The organism is Haloechinothrix alba (assembly GCF_900188115.1).
Taxonomy (GTDB): domain Bacteria; phylum Actinomycetota; class Actinomycetes; order Mycobacteriales; family Pseudonocardiaceae; genus Haloechinothrix; species Haloechinothrix alba.
On sequence record NZ_FZNW01000020.1, the window covers coordinates 45,265 to 62,782 of the forward strand.

The 17,518-nt window shown below is 69.9% G+C and carries 17 protein-coding genes and 1 tRNA gene; 10 read left to right on the forward strand and 8 right to left on the reverse strand.

The features are described 5' to 3' along the window. Positions 1-68: 68 nt before the first annotated feature. From CHB84_RS18065 to CHB84_RS23025, 4 genes are all read left to right on the forward strand, one after another. Positions 69-142: transfer RNA gene (locus CHB84_RS18065), tRNA-Leu, on the forward strand. Positions 143-252: 110 nt separating this feature from the next. Continuing rightward, a complete protein-coding gene (locus tag CHB84_RS18070; protein WP_281251774.1) occupies positions 253-1,251 on the forward strand; it encodes an o-succinylbenzoate synthase in 999 nt (332 codons plus the stop codon). Between the two features lie 347 nt (positions 1,252-1,598). After that, complete coding sequence (locus tag CHB84_RS18075; RefSeq protein WP_089302830.1) at positions 1,599-2,726, forward strand: cysteine--tRNA ligase; 1,128 nt, start codon at positions 1,599-1,601, stop codon at positions 2,724-2,726. A 176-nt stretch (positions 2,727-2,902) separates the two neighbouring features. Then, entirely contained in the window at positions 2,903-3,076 is a 174-nt protein-coding gene (locus CHB84_RS23025) for a hypothetical protein (RefSeq protein ID WP_176440029.1), read from the forward strand. 106 nt (positions 3,077-3,182) lie between these two features. On the opposite strand, the gene CHB84_RS18080 is transcribed toward CHB84_RS23025, so the two are convergent. Continuing rightward, complete coding sequence (locus CHB84_RS18080) at positions 3,183-3,611, reverse strand: cyclic nucleotide-binding domain-containing protein (protein WP_089302831.1); 429 nt, start codon at positions 3,609-3,611, stop codon at positions 3,183-3,185. 34 nt (positions 3,612-3,645) lie between these two features. Continuing rightward, complete coding sequence (gene purU, locus CHB84_RS18085) at positions 3,646-4,563, reverse strand: formyltetrahydrofolate deformylase (RefSeq protein WP_245818819.1); 918 nt, start codon at positions 4,561-4,563, stop codon at positions 3,646-3,648. Positions 4,564-4,782: 219 nt separating this feature from the next. Between purU and CHB84_RS18090 the strand changes: the two genes are divergently transcribed. After that, complete coding sequence (locus CHB84_RS18090; RefSeq protein ID WP_141134726.1) at positions 4,783-4,980, forward strand: hypothetical protein; 198 nt, start codon at positions 4,783-4,785, stop codon at positions 4,978-4,980. A 4-nt stretch (positions 4,981-4,984) separates the two neighbouring features. Here the strand turns inward: CHB84_RS18090 and CHB84_RS18095 are convergent, their stop codons facing one another. Continuing rightward, on the reverse strand, positions 4,985-5,239 hold the full coding sequence (locus CHB84_RS18095; RefSeq protein WP_089302833.1) for a DoxX family protein: 255 nt from the start codon (positions 5,237-5,239) through the stop codon (positions 4,985-4,987). A gap of 353 nt (positions 5,240-5,592) precedes the next feature. On the opposite strand from CHB84_RS18095, the gene glgC reads away from it, so the two are divergent. Next, entirely contained in the window at positions 5,593-6,819 is a 1,227-nt protein-coding gene (glgC, locus tag CHB84_RS18100) for a glucose-1-phosphate adenylyltransferase (RefSeq protein ID WP_089302834.1), read from the forward strand. A gap of 9 nt (positions 6,820-6,828) precedes the next feature. Here glgC and CHB84_RS18105 read toward each other — a convergent pair whose 3' ends face one another. Continuing rightward, positions 6,829-8,340 (reverse strand): alpha,alpha-trehalose-phosphate synthase (UDP-forming), encoded by a 1,512-nt coding sequence (locus tag CHB84_RS18105; protein WP_089302835.1) that lies wholly within the window; start codon positions 8,338-8,340, stop codon positions 6,829-6,831. A 283-nt stretch (positions 8,341-8,623) separates the two neighbouring features. Beyond that, on the reverse strand, positions 8,624-9,649 hold the full coding sequence (locus CHB84_RS18110; protein ID WP_089302836.1) for a tryptophan--tRNA ligase: 1,026 nt from the start codon (positions 9,647-9,649) through the stop codon (positions 8,624-8,626). 169 nt (positions 9,650-9,818) lie between these two features. On the opposite strand from CHB84_RS18110, the gene CHB84_RS22480 reads away from it, so the two are divergent. Beyond that, positions 9,819-10,007, forward strand: coding sequence for a hypothetical protein (locus tag CHB84_RS22480; RefSeq protein ID WP_141134727.1), 189 nt, complete (start codon positions 9,819-9,821; stop codon positions 10,005-10,007). A gap of 90 nt (positions 10,008-10,097) precedes the next feature. On the opposite strand, the gene CHB84_RS18115 is transcribed toward CHB84_RS22480, so the two are convergent. The 3 genes from CHB84_RS18115 to CHB84_RS18125 all read right to left on the reverse strand — a co-directional run bounded on the left by CHB84_RS18115 (position 10,098) and on the right by CHB84_RS18125 (position 13,667). Further along, positions 10,098-12,326, reverse strand: coding sequence for a heavy metal translocating P-type ATPase (locus tag CHB84_RS18115; RefSeq protein WP_089302837.1), 2,229 nt, complete (start codon positions 12,324-12,326; stop codon positions 10,098-10,100). Beyond that, complete coding sequence (locus tag CHB84_RS18120; RefSeq protein ID WP_089302838.1) at positions 12,323-12,640, reverse strand: metal-sensitive transcriptional regulator; 318 nt, start codon at positions 12,638-12,640, stop codon at positions 12,323-12,325. Before CHB84_RS18120 ends, CHB84_RS18115 begins: the two co-directional genes overlap by 4 nt. 145 nt (positions 12,641-12,785) lie before the next feature. After that, the gene (locus tag CHB84_RS18125) at positions 12,786-13,667 is read right to left on the reverse strand and encodes a polysaccharide deacetylase family protein (protein ID WP_245818820.1); all 882 of its coding nucleotides are present in this window, start codon (positions 13,665-13,667) and stop codon (positions 12,786-12,788) included. Positions 13,668-13,837: 170 nt separating this feature from the next. Here CHB84_RS18125 and CHB84_RS18130 point away from each other — a divergent pair, with 170 nt between their 5' ends. From CHB84_RS18130 to CHB84_RS18140, 3 genes are all read left to right on the forward strand, one after another. After that, positions 13,838-15,478, forward strand: coding sequence for a putative glycoside hydrolase (locus CHB84_RS18130; RefSeq protein ID WP_089302840.1), 1,641 nt, complete (start codon positions 13,838-13,840; stop codon positions 15,476-15,478). Positions 15,479-15,564: 86 nt separating this feature from the next. Beyond that, the gene (locus CHB84_RS18135) at positions 15,565-15,885 is read left to right on the forward strand and encodes a hypothetical protein (RefSeq protein ID WP_089302841.1); all 321 of its coding nucleotides are present in this window, start codon (positions 15,565-15,567) and stop codon (positions 15,883-15,885) included. After that, positions 15,885-17,513 (forward strand): alpha/beta hydrolase, encoded by a 1,629-nt coding sequence (locus CHB84_RS18140; protein ID WP_089302842.1) that lies wholly within the window; start codon positions 15,885-15,887, stop codon positions 17,511-17,513. Before CHB84_RS18135 ends, CHB84_RS18140 begins: the two co-directional genes overlap by 1 nt. Positions 17,514-17,518 lie beyond the last annotated feature (5 nt).

Sequence of the window (17,518 nt, forward strand, 5' to 3'; positions counted from 1 at the left end):
CGCACCGTGCAGTGGCACTCCGGAGCGTCGCCGGATCCGCGTGTTCGTTAGGCTTGTCGCGACGAGCGGGGCCCGTAGCCCAATAGGCAGAGGCACATGGTTTAGGTCCATGCCAGTGTGAGTTCGAGTCTCACCGGGCCCACGTCGAGCGCCCCCGTCGAACCGCTCGACGGGGACACGCCCGGGGCCACGGTACGGACACGGATCCGGCCGCAGGCCTCGGGTGCACGGCGAGCATCCGGAGACACCCGAGTGACAGGCACCTCCAGCCAGATCGACGTCGACGGCGCGCGCATCTACGCGATCGGGATGCGCACCCGGTTCCGGGGGATCACCGTGCGCGAGGGGATGCTGCTCGAGGGACCGGCCGGATGGGGCGAGTTCTGCCCGTTCACCGACTACGACGACACCACGTCCGCCGCGTGGCTGGCCACCGCGATCGAGCAGTGCACCCTCGGATGGCCTGCACCCGTGCGGGACCGCGTTCCCGTCAACTGCACCGTGCCCGCCCTCGCCCCGGAACGGGCCCGTGAGGTCGCCGCCCGTTCCGGCTGCGGTACCGCCAAGGTCAAGGTCGCCGACCACCCCGAATCCCTGAACGAGGACCTCGCCCGCGTCGAGGCGGTGCGCGACGCACTCGGCCCGGACGGCGCGATCCGCGTGGACGCGAACGGAGCCTGGGACGTCGACACGGCCGCCGGTCATATCCGCCTGCTGGACAGCGCCGCCCGCGGGCTGGAGTACGCCGAGCAGCCCTGCCGCAGCATCGAGGAGCTCGCCGCCGTCCGGCGCCGGGTCGAGGTGCGCATCGCCGCCGACGAGTCCATCCGGCGTGCCGAGGACCCGCTGCGGGTGGCCGTCGCGGGGGCCGCCGACATCGCGGTGCTCAAGTGCGCCCCGCTCGGCGGCGTCCGGCGCTCGCTGGAGGTCGCCGAAGCCGCCGGGCTGCCGTGCGTGGTCTCCTCCGCGCTGGAGACCAGCGTGGGGCTGGCCGCGCAGCTGGCTCTGGCCGGTGCCCTGCCCGAACTGGACTTCGCCTGCGGCCTCGGCACGCTCTCCCTGCTCGACGGCGATATCGCCGCCGGAGCCGACTCCCTGCGGGTCGTCGACGGCCACCTGCCCGTGCCGCGCACACCGCCCACGCCGGACCCCGGCCTGCTCGACACCCACGCGCTCACCGACCCAGGACGGGCCGCGTGGTGGCGGGACCGCCTCGACCGCGTGCTCGCCGTGCACGGGGACGGCCGGTGAGACCCGCACCCGAAGCTCATCCGGGCCGCGTGAGGGTTCGTGCAGTCGTGGTCCCGCCTGCCCGCTCCCAGGCTTCCCGGTCGACGAGCCGGTTCGGCGAGTCGCCGCGGTCCGACTCGACCGGAACAACGACGACTCCTGTCACCGGGTACGAAACCTGCTCAGAACGTTCCCTCCCGTCTGATAGATGCACCGCTACCCTTCCTCCATCGCTTCACCCGACAGATCCGGAACGGGCAGCGCACCCCGCTGCACCCGGCTGCACCCGGCTGCACCCGGCAAAGTCGTCCAGCAGGGCACGCGCCGTCGGGCTGCCCATCGCCGGCGTACGCGGCATACTCGGCGGCATGGATGGCCACGCCAGGTGGGACGCGTACGGCGCGCTGCAGCTGTCCGGCACGTCACTGCCCCTGCTGGACCGCGCCCGCGTGTACGCCTGCGGCATCACGCCCTACGACGTCACCCATCTCGGCCATGCCGCGACGTTCGTCTGGGTGGACGTGCTGGGCCGGGTGCTACGCCTCGTCGGTGTCGAACCGGACGTGTGCCGCAACGTCACCGACGTCGACGACGTACTCGACGCGGCGGCCGCACGTGCCGGGACGGACGCCGACTGGTTCGCCGCCGTCGGGCAGTTCCGGTTCGAAACCGAGATGGCCAAGCTCAACCTGCGACAGCCGCAGCACGAACCGCGCGCACACCGCTACATTCCGCACGTGGTGCGGCTCGCGCGGCACCTGGTGGAGTCCGGCTCGGCCTACGTCAGGGACGGCAGCGTGTACTTCCGGGGTCACCACGTCCCCGCCCGAGCCGGTGTGGACCGGCGACGCGCGCGCGAGCTCGCCGTGGAGTTCGACGGCAGACCGGACGACCCGGCGAAGGACGACCCGTTCGACGTGGCTGTCTGGCAGGCCGCAGGCCCGGACCGGGTCGGCTGGGAGTCACCGTGGGGCACCGGCAGGCCCGGCTGGCACGCCGAGTGCGTTGCGATGTCGGCGTCGGTGTTCGGCGTCGGGGTGGACATCCACGCGGGCGGCGCCGACCTGACCTTCCCGCACCACGCCTACCACGCGGCCATAGCTGAGGCCCTGACCGGCGTGACGCCCTACACGCGCGCGTGGCTGCACATCGGCACGGTCACCGTGGCGGGACGCAAGATGGCCAAGTCGGCCGACAACCTGGTCCTTGTGCCGGATCTGCTCACCGAGCACGCACCCGCTGTGCTGCGCATGATGATCCTGGACCGCCGGTGGCAGGACTCCTGGGACTTCTCCATCGACCAGCTGGACGCGGCAGGGGCCCGGCTGGAGCAGCTCTACAGCGCGGCGGGTCGCCGGGCGACGGACGGTACCGCCCCTGAGCGGGTGCGGCGCGCGCTGAGCACCGAACTCGACGTGCCGGCGGCGCTGGACATCGCGATCGACAGCGGCGGGGACTCCGCCCGCTCGCTCGTGACCGTACTCGGCCTGTCCTGAGCCGGAGACCTCGCGCCCACGCTCGACGGGCCGGTGAGCCCGCCGCGCACGAAGCGGCGCTCGGCACTTCCGTACCGCGGGGAAAGGCGCATGATGGATACGGGGAACCAGGGGGAGCCCTTGTTCGTGGAGGTGGTGTGCTGACTACCGAGAACACTCCCGGTAACACGACTCAGATGACCGACCATCCGGACATCGTGGCAACGGGCGCCCGGTACGACCGCATGGCCGAGACGCCCGCTGCACAGCTCACGGACGGCCTGACCATGCTCGCCGGGCTGTTCGTCGCGCTGCTCGGGCTCGCCGCGATGATGCCGATGTACCGGGCCAAGCGGGCCGCGCGCAGCTAGACGCACTCCGGCGGTCCCGCCGGGGCAGGCCGTAGCCTTCCAAGGGCGAGGCCCTCGTCCCACCGCCGCCCATCGGGGCCGGGGGCCGGAGCCCAGCCCGGCCTTGTCACCGCTCGGACGAGCCCGCGCCGTGCTCCACGGCGGTGGCATCGATCGCGCGCTGCAGGGCGGGCAGCTCCCGCACCAGCTTGTCGAGATCCGCGCCGTCGATGTGCAGCAGCTCGACGGGTTCCACCGTGGACACCGTCGCCGAGCGTAGCCGCCCCTGGCGCAGCGCGACCTCGCCGACCACGTCACCGGGGCCCAGCTCGGCCACACGCTCCGTACCGACGAACACGGCGACCGTTCCGGACAGCAGGATGTAACAGGCGTCGCCCGGGGTCTGTTCCTGGATCAGCGACCAGTGTGCAGGAAGGGTGACCCGGCTGGCCGAGTCGACGATCCGGCGGAGCTCGCGGTCCGTGAGGTCGCCGAGCGGGCCGGTGTCGCGCAGGAAGCGGGCCTCTGAGCCCGGTTTGGGTGCGTCGGACGCCATCGAATACTCCGTTCCGCCCACCCGGTGGTGGGCACTAGAACACCACCGTTCTCCCCGCGTGCACCAGCACGCGGTGTTCCAGGTGCCAACGTAGGCCCCGGGCCAGCACCACCTTCTCGATGTCCCGGCCGCGGCGGACCATATCGGCGACCGTGTCACTGTGGTCCACCCGGATCACATCCTGCTCGATGATGGGCCCGGCGTCGAGTTCGGCGGTTACGTAGTGGCAGGTCGCGCCGATCAGCTTGACTCCGCGACTGTGCGCCTGATGGTACGGCCGGGCGCCGACGAACGACGGGAGGAAGCTGTGGTGGATGTTCACCGCGCGCCCCGCCCACGCCTGGCACAGCTCCGGCGGAAGGATCTGCATGAACCGCGCCAGCACGATCGCGTCCGGGTCGTGCTCGTCGACGATCGTGCGCACCCGGTCGAACGCCGCAGCCTTCCCGTCCGCGTCCTTCGGGAACGGGACGTGGTGGAAGTCGATACCGAACGCTTCGGTGATCTCGCCGAGTGACTCGTGGTTACCGATCACGGCGGGCACGTCGACGTTGAGCTCCCCGCCTGCGACCCTGCCGAGCAGGTCGTAGAGGCAGTGGCCGTCCGTGGAGACCAGCAACACCATCCGGCGCCGATCGCCGGTGTCGTCGATACGCCACTGCGAGCCTTCCACACCACCGTCGGCATCGGAGCCCGCCCCCAGCGACGCGGCAACCGGGCTGAACAGGCTGCGCAGCTCCTCGACATCGTAGGGCAGCGAGTCCGCCCGCACCTCCTGCCGGGTGAAGAACCACCCCGTGTCGGGGTCGGTGTGGTAAGCCGCCTCCACGATCCACCCGCCGAGCTCGGCGAGGAACGACGCGATCCGCGCGACGATACCGACCCGGTCCGGGCAGCCGAACGTGATGACGAATCGCCGCTCCGACGGGTCCTCTGCCTCCACGGTCTCCACCGTCCACCCTCGTGCCTGCTCCTACACCTGTGCCGGGCACTGTATCGGGGGAGCTTACCGGCCGTGCGTGCCCGGCCCTGCGGATGACCGGCTGGGGCAGGCACGAGGCCGGGAAGGACGCGGGCGACCAGCGTGAACGGGCACGGCCGCGACGCGGTATCCTGGGGATTCGCGCGCGACCACCCGGTTCACTGCGTGCGAGGTACGACAGGGACGAGCATGACCGAATTCCGATACAGCGCGGCCGAGCGATGCACCTGGTGCTCCATGCGCGCCGTCCTCCCCTCGGAGGATGCCGCGGACCGGATCGTCGCCGCGTCCGGCGGCCGGCTGATGAAGTACCGCTGTCCCGTCGACGACGGATGGCACCTCAGCTACCCGGCCACCGAACACGCGACGTTGATCGATCCCCGCTGAGGGCTCAGCGGTTGACCATCACGCGGCTGGCCAGCCAGCCGGTGTAGGCGAGCAGCCCGGCGACGCCGGCCTTGCGGGTCCTGTCGCTGACCAGAGCCAGCCCCAGCGCCACCTCGGTGGCTCCGTTGCGGTACACCCACTGCCGTGTGTCCTCGGGAAACGCGGCCTCGGACAGCGGTTCGAAGGCGCTCGGCGCCGCGAAATGAGCGGCACCGGTTCCGGCGAGCAGAACCCCGAAGATGCGCGAGAGCTTTGCCATGGTCGACGATCCTTTCGACGTCAGCTGGTTCGTCCACCGCGGTGCCGTGTCACCGGCCGCCCGGACGGCGGCCGCGACGGCGCTGCGGACGCGCCCCAGCCTACTGACAACAGCTGTAGCCAGGCACGTACCTCACGCACGCGATTCGCGATCCACGTCACACCAGCGCGCGGTAACAGGATCACGTGCACGCCCCACCCACCCCGTGGTCAAATAGCGGGGACACCCCGAGTGCTGAATGACGCTTTCAGTCCACCTGGCGCGCTGAATGACGCTTTGAGCGCCTCTCGTGGACTGAAAGCGTCATTCAGCACAGCCCGGCATGGCATGCGCGGCAGCGGACAGGGAGGGCCATGGCTCGACGACCACGCGTACTCGCGATCGTGCTCGCCGGTGGGGAAGGCAAACGCCTGATGCCGCTCACCACCGACCGCGCCAAGCCGGCCGTCCCGTTCGGCGGGAGCTACCGTCTGATCGACTTCGTGCTGTCCAACCTCGTGCACGCCGGCTACCTGCGGATCTGCGTGCTGACCCAGTACAAGTCGCACTCCCTCGACCGTCACATCTCGATCACCTGGCGGCAGTCGTCCCTGGTCGGCAACTACGTCACCCCGGTTCCCGCCCAGCAGCGCCTCGGCAAACGCTGGTTCCAGGGCAGCGCGGACGCCATCCACCAGTCCCTGAACCTCATCCACGACGACCAGCCCGACTACGTCGTCGTGTTCGGCGCGGACCACGTCTACCGGATGGACCCGTCCCAGCTGGTCGAGGCGCACATCGAGTCAGGGGCCGGCGTGACGGTCGCAGGCATCCGGGTCGCGAGGGAGTCCGCGTCGTCGTTCGGCATCATCGGCACCTCGGACGGTACGACCATCGACGCCTTCCTGGAGAAGCCCGCGGACCCTCCCCCGTTGCCGGACGACGCCGGGCGGTCCTTCGCGTCGATGGGCAACTACGTCTTCTCGACCAGCGTGCTGCTGGACGCCTTGCGCGCCGACGCGGCGGACGAGAACTCCGGCCACGACATGGGCGGCGACATCGTCCCGATGCTCGTCGACTCCGGCGCCGCATGCGTCTACGACTTCGCCGACAACGACGTGCCCGGCACCACCGAGCTCGACCGCCACTACTGGCGTGACGTGGGGACGCTGGACGCCTACCACGATGCGCACATGGACCTGGTCTCCGCGCACCCCGTGTTCGACCTGCACGACCGCGAGTGGCCGATCCTGACCAGCCACCCGCAGCTGCCCGGTGCCAAGTTCGTCGAGGGCGGCCACGCGGTGGACTCGATCATCGCCAACGGCTGCGTCATCGCCGGTGGCACCGCCGAGCGGTCGGTACTGTCCCCCGGCGTGACTGTCAGGGAGGGCGCCTACCTCCAGCGCTCGATCGTGATGGACGACGCCCGGATCGGCGCGGGGGCCATCGTGCGGAACGCGATCCTCGACAAGGGTGTGCACGTGCCTCCGGGAGCCGTGATCGGCACCGATCACGAGCACGACACGGCACGCGGGTTCACGGTGAGCCCGGCGGGCACAACGGTGCTCGGCAAGGGGCAGTACGTGCCGCCGCCGTGAGCCGGCCCGTCAGCAGGCGTGTGGGGAGTCCAGCGCGTCCAGCTGCTCCGCCAGCCAGCGTTGCGGCGGCATCGCGGTAGCGGCCTCGGCCAGGCCCTCGGCCCGACTTGCACGTTCCCCTGAGGGCATCAGCAACGCCCTGTGCAGTGACTCCGCCGTCTCGCCGATGTCGAACGGGTTGACGAGCAGCGCGTCCGTGCCGAGATCGTCGGCGGCGCCTGCCTCCCGGGACAGCACGAGCACGCAGTCCCGTTCCGAGCACACCGGCACTTCCTTGGCTACCAGGTTCATCCCGTCCCGCACGGGGTTGACCAGCAGCACGTCGGCGAGCCGGTATGCGGCCAGCGAGCGTGCGAACGAGACGTCGGTCTCGAGGACAACGGGACACCAGTCCGCTGTGCCGAACTCCTCGACGATCTCGCGGGCCAATGCGTGCACATCCTCGGTGTACTCGCGGTAGGCTGCCAGGTCCTGCCTGCTCGGGTACGCGAACGCCAGGTGCACGACCTGTCCGCGCCACCGCGGGTACGACCGCAGCAACTCCCGGTACGCGGCGAGCCCGCCAAGGATGTTCTTCGACAGCTCCGTGCGGTCGACGCGCAGCACCAGCTGCCTGCCACCGACGCGATCGGCCAGCTCGGCGTAGTCCGCGTCCACGTCGGCCGCGCGGGAACGTTCCCGCTGGGCCGCGCCATCCACCCCGAGCCCGTGCACGCCGAGCGCGGTGACACGACCGTCGTGCTCGACCCCGCGAGGCGCCCCAGCGGCCGGCCCAGCGGCCGGCCCGGCTGCCGCCCCGCCAGCCGGGTGCTGCAGGTGCGCGTCCGGTAACCCGGCACAGCACGCGGCGAAGGCCCGCGCCCAGCGCCGGCTCAGGAATCCCGCGTGATCGGCACCGAGGATGCCCCGGAGAAGCTCGCGCGCGATGTCGTCGGGCAGCATCCCGAAGTACTCGGGCGGGGCCCACGGGGTGTGCGTGAAGTGGGCTATCCGCAGGTCGGGCCTGCGCTCCCGCAGCATGCGCGGCACGAGGGACAGGTGGTAGTCCTGCACGGCGACCTTCGCCCCGTGCGCAGCCTCCTGGGCGACGGCGCCTGCGAACGAGCGGTTGTACTCCCGGTAGCGCTCCCACATCTCCCGCCAGCCCGCGTCGAACCGGGGTGCTCGGGGCGTGTCGAAAAGCAGGTGGTGCAGGAACCAGAGGGTGGAGTTCGCGACGGAGTTGTAGGCGGCCTCCAGCGTCGCGGGCGGCACATCGAGCATCCGTACCCCGATGCCGCCGACCTCGTGCCCTGCCCGGTCGACACGTCCGCCGGGAGCGCGCGCCGCCACCTGCCGATCGGTCTCGCCGAGCGCCGCGCACACCCACACCACGTGCCCGGCATCACCGAACTCGACCCCGGACAGCGCCGAGACCAGACCACCACCGCCCCGCCGCGCAGCCGGCTCACCGTCCTCGGTGGTGAACGAGACCGGCCCCCTGTTGGAAGCGATGACCACGCGCGCAGCATCGGAGGACATCCGTTCAGCGTAGTGCCACGCGCCGCGCCCCGCCGTGGGCCGCCGCGGGCCGAGCCGAAGGGCCCCTTCGGTGCATTTCGCGTACGCCAGGATCCCTTCGGCTCGCCTACGCCACGCCGGTGCCAGCGCGTGTCCGTTCCGCGGTCCGCATGCAGCTCTGGTTCGCCCTCCAGTGGGAGGCGGACGGACGGGAGTAGGGGCGCGCCCGGCTTGCACGGCGGGTCCGGCGTGAGGTCGGTGCCGGTGCCCCGTGCGGATGCCGTGCCGAACGCGGGAACGAGGGTCAGGCGCTGCCTGCGATGCCCACCGCGCCGCGTACCCGCCGCAGCACGCGTCCGGCACGCTGCCGCGCCTTCTCCGCGCCCTCGGCCAGTACGGCGTCGAGTTCGCTACCCGGCTCCATCAGCTCGTCGTAGCGTGCGCGCAGCGGCGCGAGGTGCTCGTCGAGTACCCCGAAGAGCTGGTTCTTCAGCTCGCCCCAGCCGAGCCCGCCCTCCTCGAGCCGCTTGCGGGTCTCCGCGGCATCCGCGGGAGCGGCGAACTGCTCGAACAGCTGGAACACCGCGGAGCTGTCCGGGTCCTTGGGCTCGGACACCGGTGTGCTGTCCGTGGGGATCCTGCGCACCAGCTTCTTGAGCTCGGCTTCCGGGAGGAACAGCGGGATGGTGTTGTCGTAGGACTTGCTCATCTTCCTGCCGTCCAGGCCGGGCAGCGTCTGGGCGCTCGTCCCCTCCGGGATGATCGCTTCCGGGATGGTGAACGAGTACGTGTCGCCGTAGAAGTGGTTGAAGCTGCCCGCGATGTCCGCGGCGTACTCCACGTGCTGGACCTGGTCCTTGCCGACGGGGATGACGTCCGACTCCATGGCGAGGATATCCACCGCCATGAGCACGGGGTAGTTGAACAGGCCCATGTTCACCCCGGCGTCGGGGTCCTCCCCTGCCTCGAGGTTGCGGTCGCGCGCCGCCTTGTAGGCATGCGCGCGGTTCATCAGTCCCTTGCCGGTCACGCAGGACAGCACCCACATGAGCTCGAAGACCTCCGGGACATCGGACTGGCGGTAGAACGTGGTCCGGCTCGGGTCGAGCCCTGCCGCGAGCCACGTCGCAGCCACGGACCGCGAGTAGTGCCTGAGCAGTTCCGGGTCCCGCTCGGTCGTCAACGCGTGATAGTCGGCGATGAAGTAGATCGACTCGAACTGGTCGACGAGCTCGAGGGCGGGCCGGATCGCGCCGATGAGATTGCCCAGGTGTGGTTCACCTGTCGGCTTGATACCCGTCAAGGAAACCTTGGTTTCTGGCTGCGACATGGCCAACATCCTACTGACCTGCGTCTCCGGCCCGAACAGCTACCGGGTGGGTGGAGGCGAACCAGGCTGTTCGCGACCCGATGGGATAGTGTCGTCGGTTCCGAGGCGGCCGGTCCCAGGAGGTCAGTCCCGGCGAGCCCCGACGTGTGAACACGACTTGAGGGAGACGATGCGAGACTTCCGGTACGGCGAGGCCGCGCGCTGCCACGAATGCGGGATGCGTGCCATACTGCCGACAGAGGACATAGCCGATACGTTCGTCGCGCGTTCGGGCGACCGGCTGGAGAAGGTGGGGTGCCCAGCGGGAAATGGATGGCATGTAATCTACCGCCGGGTCGAGAACGCGAGTCTTTCCTAGACCCGCCGGGCTCCACCCCCAGGCCCGGCGAAGAAGGCCCCCGGCGCTTCCTCCCCCTCGGCGCCGGGGGCCGCTTCCCCACACCTCCCGTCAGTGCCGCCGTTCGAACCGGCGCAGGCGCAGCGCGTTGAGCACGACGCTGATGCTGGACAGCGCCATCGCGGCTCCCGCGACCATCGGGTTGAGCAGCGCGGCTGCCGCCGCGGGTATGGCCAGGACGTTGTAGCCGAAGGCCCACCCGAGGTTCTGCTGGATCGTGCGGTAGGTGCGCCGCGCCAGCCGGATCGACTGGGGAACTCCGTGCAGGTCGCTGCGCATCAGGGTGATGTCGCTCGACTCGATGGCGACGTCGGTGCCTGTCCCGATCGCGATTCCCAGGTCCGCCTGGACGAGCGCGGGGGCGTCGTTGATGCCGTCGCCGACCATCGCCACAACCGCGCCCTCCGACTGCAGCCGCTCGATCTCGGCTCTCTTGTCACCGGGGTGCACCTCGGCGAGCACCCGATCGATGCCGACGGTGCGGGCGATGGCCTCAGCCGTGCGGCTGTTGTCCCCGGTCAGCATCGCCACCGACATCCCGATGTCGTGCAGTTCGGCGATGGTGGCTGCCGCGTTGTCCTTGACGGTGTCGGCCATCGCGACCGCACCACGCACCCGGCCCTGCCAGCCGGCGAGCACGACCGTCTTGCCGTCGTCCTCCAACCGCAGGATGGCCTCCTCGACCTCCTCCGGCACGGTCATGCCCTGCTCGACGAGCCAGGACCGCCTGCCGACCAGCACGGTCGTGCCGTCCACGTCGGCACGCACGCCTTGCCCGGTCGGTGCGTCGAAACCGTGCGCCGTCGGCAGCTCGCCGAGGCGCTGCGCCGCCACCGCCGCAAGGGCGCGCCCGATGGGGTGCTCGCTGCCGGCCTCGACCGCTCCGGCGCGGCGCAGGACCTCGTTGTCGTCGCCCCCTTCCGCGGCGACGATGTCGGTGATCGTCATCTCGCCGTGCGTGAGGGTGCCCGTCTTGTCGAAGACGACCGTGGTGATCTGCTTGGTGCGCTCCAGTGTCTCGATGCGCTTGATCAACACACCCAGCTCGGCGCCGCGGCCGGTACCGACCATGATCGCGATCGGCGTGGCCAGGCCGAGCGCGCACGGGCAGGCGATGATGAGCACGGCCACCGCGGCGACGAGGCCGCTGACCGGGTCGCCTGCCAGCACCGTCCATCCCAGTAACGCCCCGAGCGCGACCACGATCACGGCAGGGACGAACACCGCCGAGATGCGGTCTGCGAGACGCTGCATGGGTGCCTTGCCGCTCTGCGCATCCTGGACCATGCGCACGATCCGGGAGAGCGCGGTGTCGGCGCCCACGGCGGTCGCGCGCACGGTGAGCACCCCACTGGTGTTGATCGTGGCACCCGTGGCGATGTCACCGGCGGTTTTCTCCACAGGGACCGACTCACCCGTCAGCATCGACTCGTCGACAGCGCTGACCCCGTCGACGACCTCCCCGTCGGTGGGGATCTTCTCGCCGGGGCGGACCAGCATGTGATCACCGATCGCCAGCGACTCGACGGGGACGGTGACCTCGGCGCCGTCCCGCAGCACGGTGGCCTCCTTGGCGCCGAGCTCGAGCAGCGCGGTGATGGCCCGGCCCGCTCGCCTGCGTGCCCGGGCCTCGAAGTACCGGCCGAGCGCCAGCGCGGCCACGATGAACGTCGCGACCTCGAAGTACAGGAAGCCGCCCGCGAACAGTGCGACGACGGAGTAGCCGAAGGCAGCAAGCGTACCCAGCCCGATCAGGGTGTCCATGTTCGCCGAGCGCTGCAGGGCACGCTGGACCATGCCCCTCAGGAAGGGCCAGCCGACCCAGAACTGCACCGGGATCGTCAGCGCGAGCTGTGTCCACCGCGCGGCGGGATGCTCGCCCAGCTCGCCTGCGAACATCGCCAGCCACAGCACGATCGCCGTCAGCGGCACGGCAACGATCGTGCGGTAGAACCACATGCGCTGTTCGGCGGCTTCGGGGTCGCCGTCCGGCTCCGGGTGCTCCGTATCGATGGTGCGCAGCTCGTACCCCATATCCGAGACCACGCGCTGCAAGCCGGGCACATCCAGCTCGCCGGACTCGGCGACCAGCGTTGCCCGCTTGCTCGCGAAGTTGACCTCCGCCTCGGCGACCCCGGGTTGCTTCGCGAGCTTCTTCTGTACCCGTGCCGCGCACGAACCGCAGGTCATGCCCTCGACGAGCAACTCGACGCCGGTACCGCTCCCGCTGCGGCGAGCACCGCCGGCCGGCGCGTGCTGCTCGGTGTGCTCGGATGTCATTCGCCTGCCTCCTTGCCGTTCAGCTCGGCGGCCGGCCCGGTCAACGCCGGGCTGAACTTGATCGCGTCGACCAGCTCGTCGATCGCCGCCTGGCCGTTACCCCGCAGCACGGCGCTCGAGAAGCACGTCTCCAGGTGGTTGTGCAGCATCACGCGGTTCGCCCGCTCCATTGAGGACTGCGCCGCGGACAGCTGCTTCATCACGTCGACGCAGTAGGTGTCCTCCTCCAGCATGCGGATGACGCCGTCCAGGTGACCGCGCACGGTCTTGAGCCGGTTCAGCGCGTCCCGCTTGCGGCTGGTCAGTTCGGTCACTGTCGCCTCCTCGCTCGCCGTTTCGACTCTCACCCTACACCCACCCCACCCGGGGTGGGGTAATCAGGTGAGCAAGCTTACCCGCAGGGGGGTATCCGCAGGGGGTGTCCTGGCGAGCCGCAGGACTCGACGGGCAGGGGTACGCTCAGTACGGGTTGGCGCGATCGGCGAACTCGGGGGCCAGCTCCTCGCTACGCTCCTCGGGGAACGATATCGTCGACGGATCACCATCGGAGACGTAACGGCGCTGCGGGTCGCGTTCGAAGATGTCGAACCAGTACCCGGAGCCGAAGTCGCCGTCCGGGCCCGAACGGATGCGCGGGATCGCCACGGGATCGAACTCCGCTGCGAACGGTGACGGCGCCGGGTTGGACCCCACCAGGAGTACCCCCTCATGGCGGTACTCCTGGCCGTCGTGACTGCCGTACCGTGCCAGCTCGGGCTCGGCGGGCCTCGCGCCGTGCGGCAGCGCCATGGTCGCCACCTCGGCATCCGGTACGACATCCCGGATATGCGCGGCCCCGGCCGCCAGCTCGGCCTGCACCTCCCTGGCACCGAGCCGGCTCAGGTTGGCGTGCGAGATCGTGTGGTTTCCGATCTCGAATCCCCACTCGTGCAGCTGGCGTAACAGCTTCTTCCCTCGTTCGGCGGTACCGCCGAAGAGGGACCCTACGACGTAAAATGAACCTGTCGGGGTGAAGCCGGAATGCTCCTCGGCGAACTCGCGAAGGATACCAACGGCACTGTCCGAATCGACCTGACCATCGCCGGACATGCCGAACTGCTCCCGAGTCGAGTCGTCGAAGGTCAGCACTACCGGGGTCGTCCCGGCAGGCACGTCGATCTCACCGCGCACCAGATCGACCGTCCGAATCGGATGGTAATCGTGCTCGTGGAGATAGGCGAGCTCCGCACGGAACTCGTCCGGGGTGAGGTCGTACTCGCCCCCGCCGTCAGGGAGGATGCGGTGGTACATCAACACGGGGATCTCTCCCAGCTCATTCGCACCGACGTCCGCCGGCTTCACGTCGGATTCGGGGGGTGCAGTTGACGCGGGGGACCTGGGGGTGGACGGTTCAGCGTGCTGTGTCGACGTCTTTCCGGGTGAAACGTCCTGAGCGGCCGGACTGCACGCCGCGTGAACGAGGACGAGCAGGGCGATCAGTGGCAGTGGACGGTTCATCCGCGACTCCTCGCGTGCGCTATGGGGTTCTCACGGCCGCCCTCGCTGTCGCCGGCTGTACGAGCCCGGCCGCGCAGGAGGCCGACCTGACCTTCGGTGGCTCCGGGAACGACCTGGTCATCGGGCCTGAAGATCGTAATGACATTCATTTTACTGTCGCTGTGAACCCGCAGGGCGAGCTCGACGACCTCCGGTTGGTACTCGACGACATCGGCGACGTCACCGCCGAGGCCGCCGGAACGGACGGGTCGCTGCGGTACGAGCCACCGGCTGACCTGGCCGATGGCGACTACACGCTCTCCGTGGTCGAGGCGAGCGATATCGCCGACGCGGAGTCCGGCGAGCTCACCGAGAACGCCACGGTGCACCATGCGTGGCGGTTCGAAGTCGACACTGCTCCTCCCCCGCTGGAAATCACCGAACCGGAGCAGTCGGGGTTACTGAGCGAAGATGCGGCGCTGGCCGGAACCACTGAGCCCGGGGCACGCGTGTTCGTCGACGAGGCCGAGGTGGACGTATCCGAGGACGGCAGCTTCGGCGCCGATCCCGGTATCGAGACCGGCGAGTCCGGCGAGGTGACGGTGCGCGCGGTCGACCCGGCCGGAAACTCCACTCGCGACACGGTCGAGCTGACCGTGATGCCCCCGGCTGTCGACGCGGAGGAGGTGCGCGGTGTGCACGTCTCGCCACATGCCTGGGCCACGCCGAGCTTCCGTGACCGCGTCCTGGACATGGCCGAGGCCGGGAAGATCAACACCGTCCAGCTCGACCTCAAGGACGAGTCGGGAGAGATCGGCTACCACAGCGAGGTGCCACTCGCCCGGGACTGCGGCGCCGTCAGTGGCGTGTACGACCTCACCGAGGCCATCGCCGAGCTGCACGACCGCGGCGTGCACGTCGTCGGCCGCGTCGTGGCCTTCCGGGACGCGAAGCTGGCCGAGCACGCCTGGTCGAACGGCGAGCGCGACCGGGTGATCCAGACTCCCGGCGGTGGCCGTTACGCGGGCTACGGTGGGTTCACCAGCTTCGCCGACCCCGACGTCCGCACCTACAACCTGGATATCGCCGAGGAGGCAGCCGCAGCGGGCGTCGACGCCGTCCTGTGGGACTACATCCGGCGCCCCGACGGGGATGTGCGGAACCTGGTCGTGCCCGGTGTGAACGACACGGACAGCGACGATGACACCGAGGACGTCGAGGACGCCATGGCGGAAGCCGTCGTCGACTTCACCGAACAGGCCGCCGAGCGGCTGACGCCGTACCAGGTCGACCACGGGGTGTCGGTATACGGGATCGCCGCCACCCGACCGCACGAGATCGCCCAGGACATCCCGGCGATGGCCGAGCACGTAGACTACGTCTCCCCCATGGTCTACCCCTCGCACTGGGGGCCCGGTGAGTACGACGTGGCCGAGCCCAACCGGCAACCCTACGAGATCGTCCACCGTTCGCTGGAGGACTTCCTCGAACAGGTCGACGGGACAGGCGCCCGGGTCGTCCCCTGGCTGGAGGACACCAACTACCGGGCGTGGGACCGCGCCGAGAAGGTGCGTCAGCAGATCGCGGCCGCCGAGGACCACGACATCGACGAGTGGCTGATGTGGGATCCGCAGGTGCGCTACACCCTGGAGGCATACCCGGACCGGGACGGGTGACGGTCGCTTCCTGCGCATTCGGCACCCGCACGCGGCCCCACCCTGCTAACCTGTCCCGCGTCACGTCAGGGACCCGAGGGGGATGCGTGTCGGACGGTTTCGAGGTCGAGCAGCTGTCGAACCTCGCGGAGACCGGCGCCGAGTTCGTGGAGCTCGCCGACGCCGCCGCGGCGGCGCACGCCGAGTTCACCGGCAACGTCCAGCGCCACGAGGGCACCAACAGCGGGTTCGCCACCACAAGCAGGCTCGGCACGGTGGCCGGTATGTGGGGATACCAGATCGACGACCTGTCCAAACGCACCGCGGTCACCGGCGGCCTGCTGCAGGACAGCCACGACTCCTATGAGGAGTTGGAGGCCGCGGTCGTGGAGTCGCTCGACCGCGCCGACGGCGACGGTGGTGGGTGATGGTCTCGTTCAGCGATCTGTGGGACGCGGACCCGAGCGCGTACGACGACATCGCCGATCAGTGGGCACGTCTGGCAGGTGAGCTCGACGCCACCGCGCGGGACATCAAGCGAGCAGCGGGCGGGCTGGACGGCTGGTCCGGTGACGCCGCCGACATGGCCCGCGAGCACATCGTCGACGTGCGTTCGGGCTACGACACCGCCGCCGAGTACATCGACAGGATTCCCGGCGTGCTGCGGACGCTCTCCGATGCGGTAACGGACGCGCAGGAGCGGGTGAACAGGGCCGTCGACACCGCAGAGGCACGCGACAAGGTGCATGTGGACCGGGCTACCGGCACGGTCAGCACACCCTCCGGCGTCGCGCCGGGCGACATGCGCACCGATGAGCAGCTCGCCGCGGACCGGGAGCTGGTCACCGAGCTCAACGAGGCCATAACCGCAGCCGTCGCCGACGCCACCGAGGCCGACCGGGTGGCCTACCGGCAGCTCGGCGACCTGATGCCCGACGACGCCGGATTGAGTTCCGAGGCAGTCGGATCCGGCAACATCGTCACCCCGAGCGAGCTGCCGCAGGACGACTGGTCGGCGGCCGAGGTCAAGAACTGGTGGGACGAGCTGACTCCGATGCAGCAGGAGTCGGCGATCTACACCCACGGGGACAGCATCGGGAGCATGGACGGCATCCCGGTCGAGGCGCGGGACCGCGCCAACCGCATTCGCTTCGCCGACGAGTACGCCGACCTCGACGCGCGCCGCGAAGCGCTGATCGCCCTCGGTGACGACCGTTCCCTGACCCAGGACAACGAGCTGCGCGAGCTCAACGACGTCTACGAGGGGATGGACGCGATCAAGGAGCGTCTGGAGCGCGAGCCGACCGGGAACGCGCCGCAGGCCTACCTGCTGGACTTCGAGACCGAGGGCAACGGGCGTGGCATCGTGGCCACCGGCAACCCCGACACCGCAGACAACACGGTGACCAACGTGCCGGGGACAGGCTCGGGGCTGAGCTCGATGCCCGGCGAGCTGAGCAAGGCCGACAGTATCCTGGAGGCTGCCGGGCAGTACTCGAGCGGAGAGACCGCCGCGGTGACCTGGATCGGTTACGACGCCCCGCAGGACGTGCTCTTCGAAGCGCCACGCGAGTCCTACGCCGGCGAGGCCGCGCCCGATCTCGCCAGTTTCCAGAACGGGCTCGCCGCCACCCATGAGGGCGGCGGCGGGCACAACACCGTGATCGGGCACAGCTACGGCTCCACGGTGGTCGGGCACACCGCCCGCGACCACGGGTTGCCGGTGGACAACATGGTCTTTCTCGGCAGCCCCGGCGTCGGTGTCGACCACGCCGGCGAGCTCGACATCGACCCGGAGAACGTCTACGCAAGCACCGCGGAGAACGACATCATCCGTGCGGGTGCCGCCGTTTCACACGGATTGGGGGACTCTCCGATCGACGAGGACTTCGGCGCCGTGGAGTTCCGGTCCGACCCGGGCACCGAGGGCCTTGGTCCGCTCGGCTCCACGGACGCCCACTCCGAGTACTGGGACCGGCAGAACGAGTCCCTGAAGAACCTGGGCCGGATCGTGACCGGCCGGGACAACAGCACCCTGACCACTCCCACGGAATAGCGCAC

Coding starts and splice junctions, on each gene's coding strand:
- CHB84_RS18075 (WP_089302830.1), top strand. CDS start 1,599: ATGGATGGCCACGCCAGGTGGGACGCGTACGGCGCGCTGCAGCTGTCC.
- CHB84_RS23025 (WP_176440029.1), top strand. CDS start 2,903: ATGACCGACCATCCGGACATCGTGGCAACGGGCGCCCGGTACGACCGC.
- CHB84_RS18080 (WP_089302831.1), bottom strand. CDS start 3,611: ATGGCGTCCGACGCACCCAAACCGGGCTCAGAGGCCCGCTTCCTGCGC.
- CHB84_RS18090 (WP_141134726.1), top strand. CDS start 4,783: ATGACCGAATTCCGATACAGCGCGGCCGAGCGATGCACCTGGTGCTCC.
- CHB84_RS18095 (WP_089302833.1), bottom strand. CDS start 5,239: ATGGCAAAGCTCTCGCGCATCTTCGGGGTTCTGCTCGCCGGAACCGGT.
- glgC (WP_089302834.1), top strand. CDS start 5,593: ATGGCTCGACGACCACGCGTACTCGCGATCGTGCTCGCCGGTGGGGAA.
- CHB84_RS18105 (WP_089302835.1), bottom strand. CDS start 8,340: ATGTCCTCCGATGCTGCGCGCGTGGTCATCGCTTCCAACAGGGGGCCG.
- CHB84_RS18110 (WP_089302836.1), bottom strand. CDS start 9,649: ATGTCGCAGCCAGAAACCAAGGTTTCCTTGACGGGTATCAAGCCGACA.
- CHB84_RS22480 (WP_141134727.1), top strand. CDS start 9,819: ATGCGAGACTTCCGGTACGGCGAGGCCGCGCGCTGCCACGAATGCGGG.
- CHB84_RS18115 (WP_089302837.1), bottom strand. CDS start 12,326: ATGACATCCGAGCACACCGAGCAGCACGCGCCGGCCGGCGGTGCTCGC.
- CHB84_RS18140 (WP_089302842.1), top strand. CDS start 15,885: ATGGTCTCGTTCAGCGATCTGTGGGACGCGGACCCGAGCGCGTACGAC.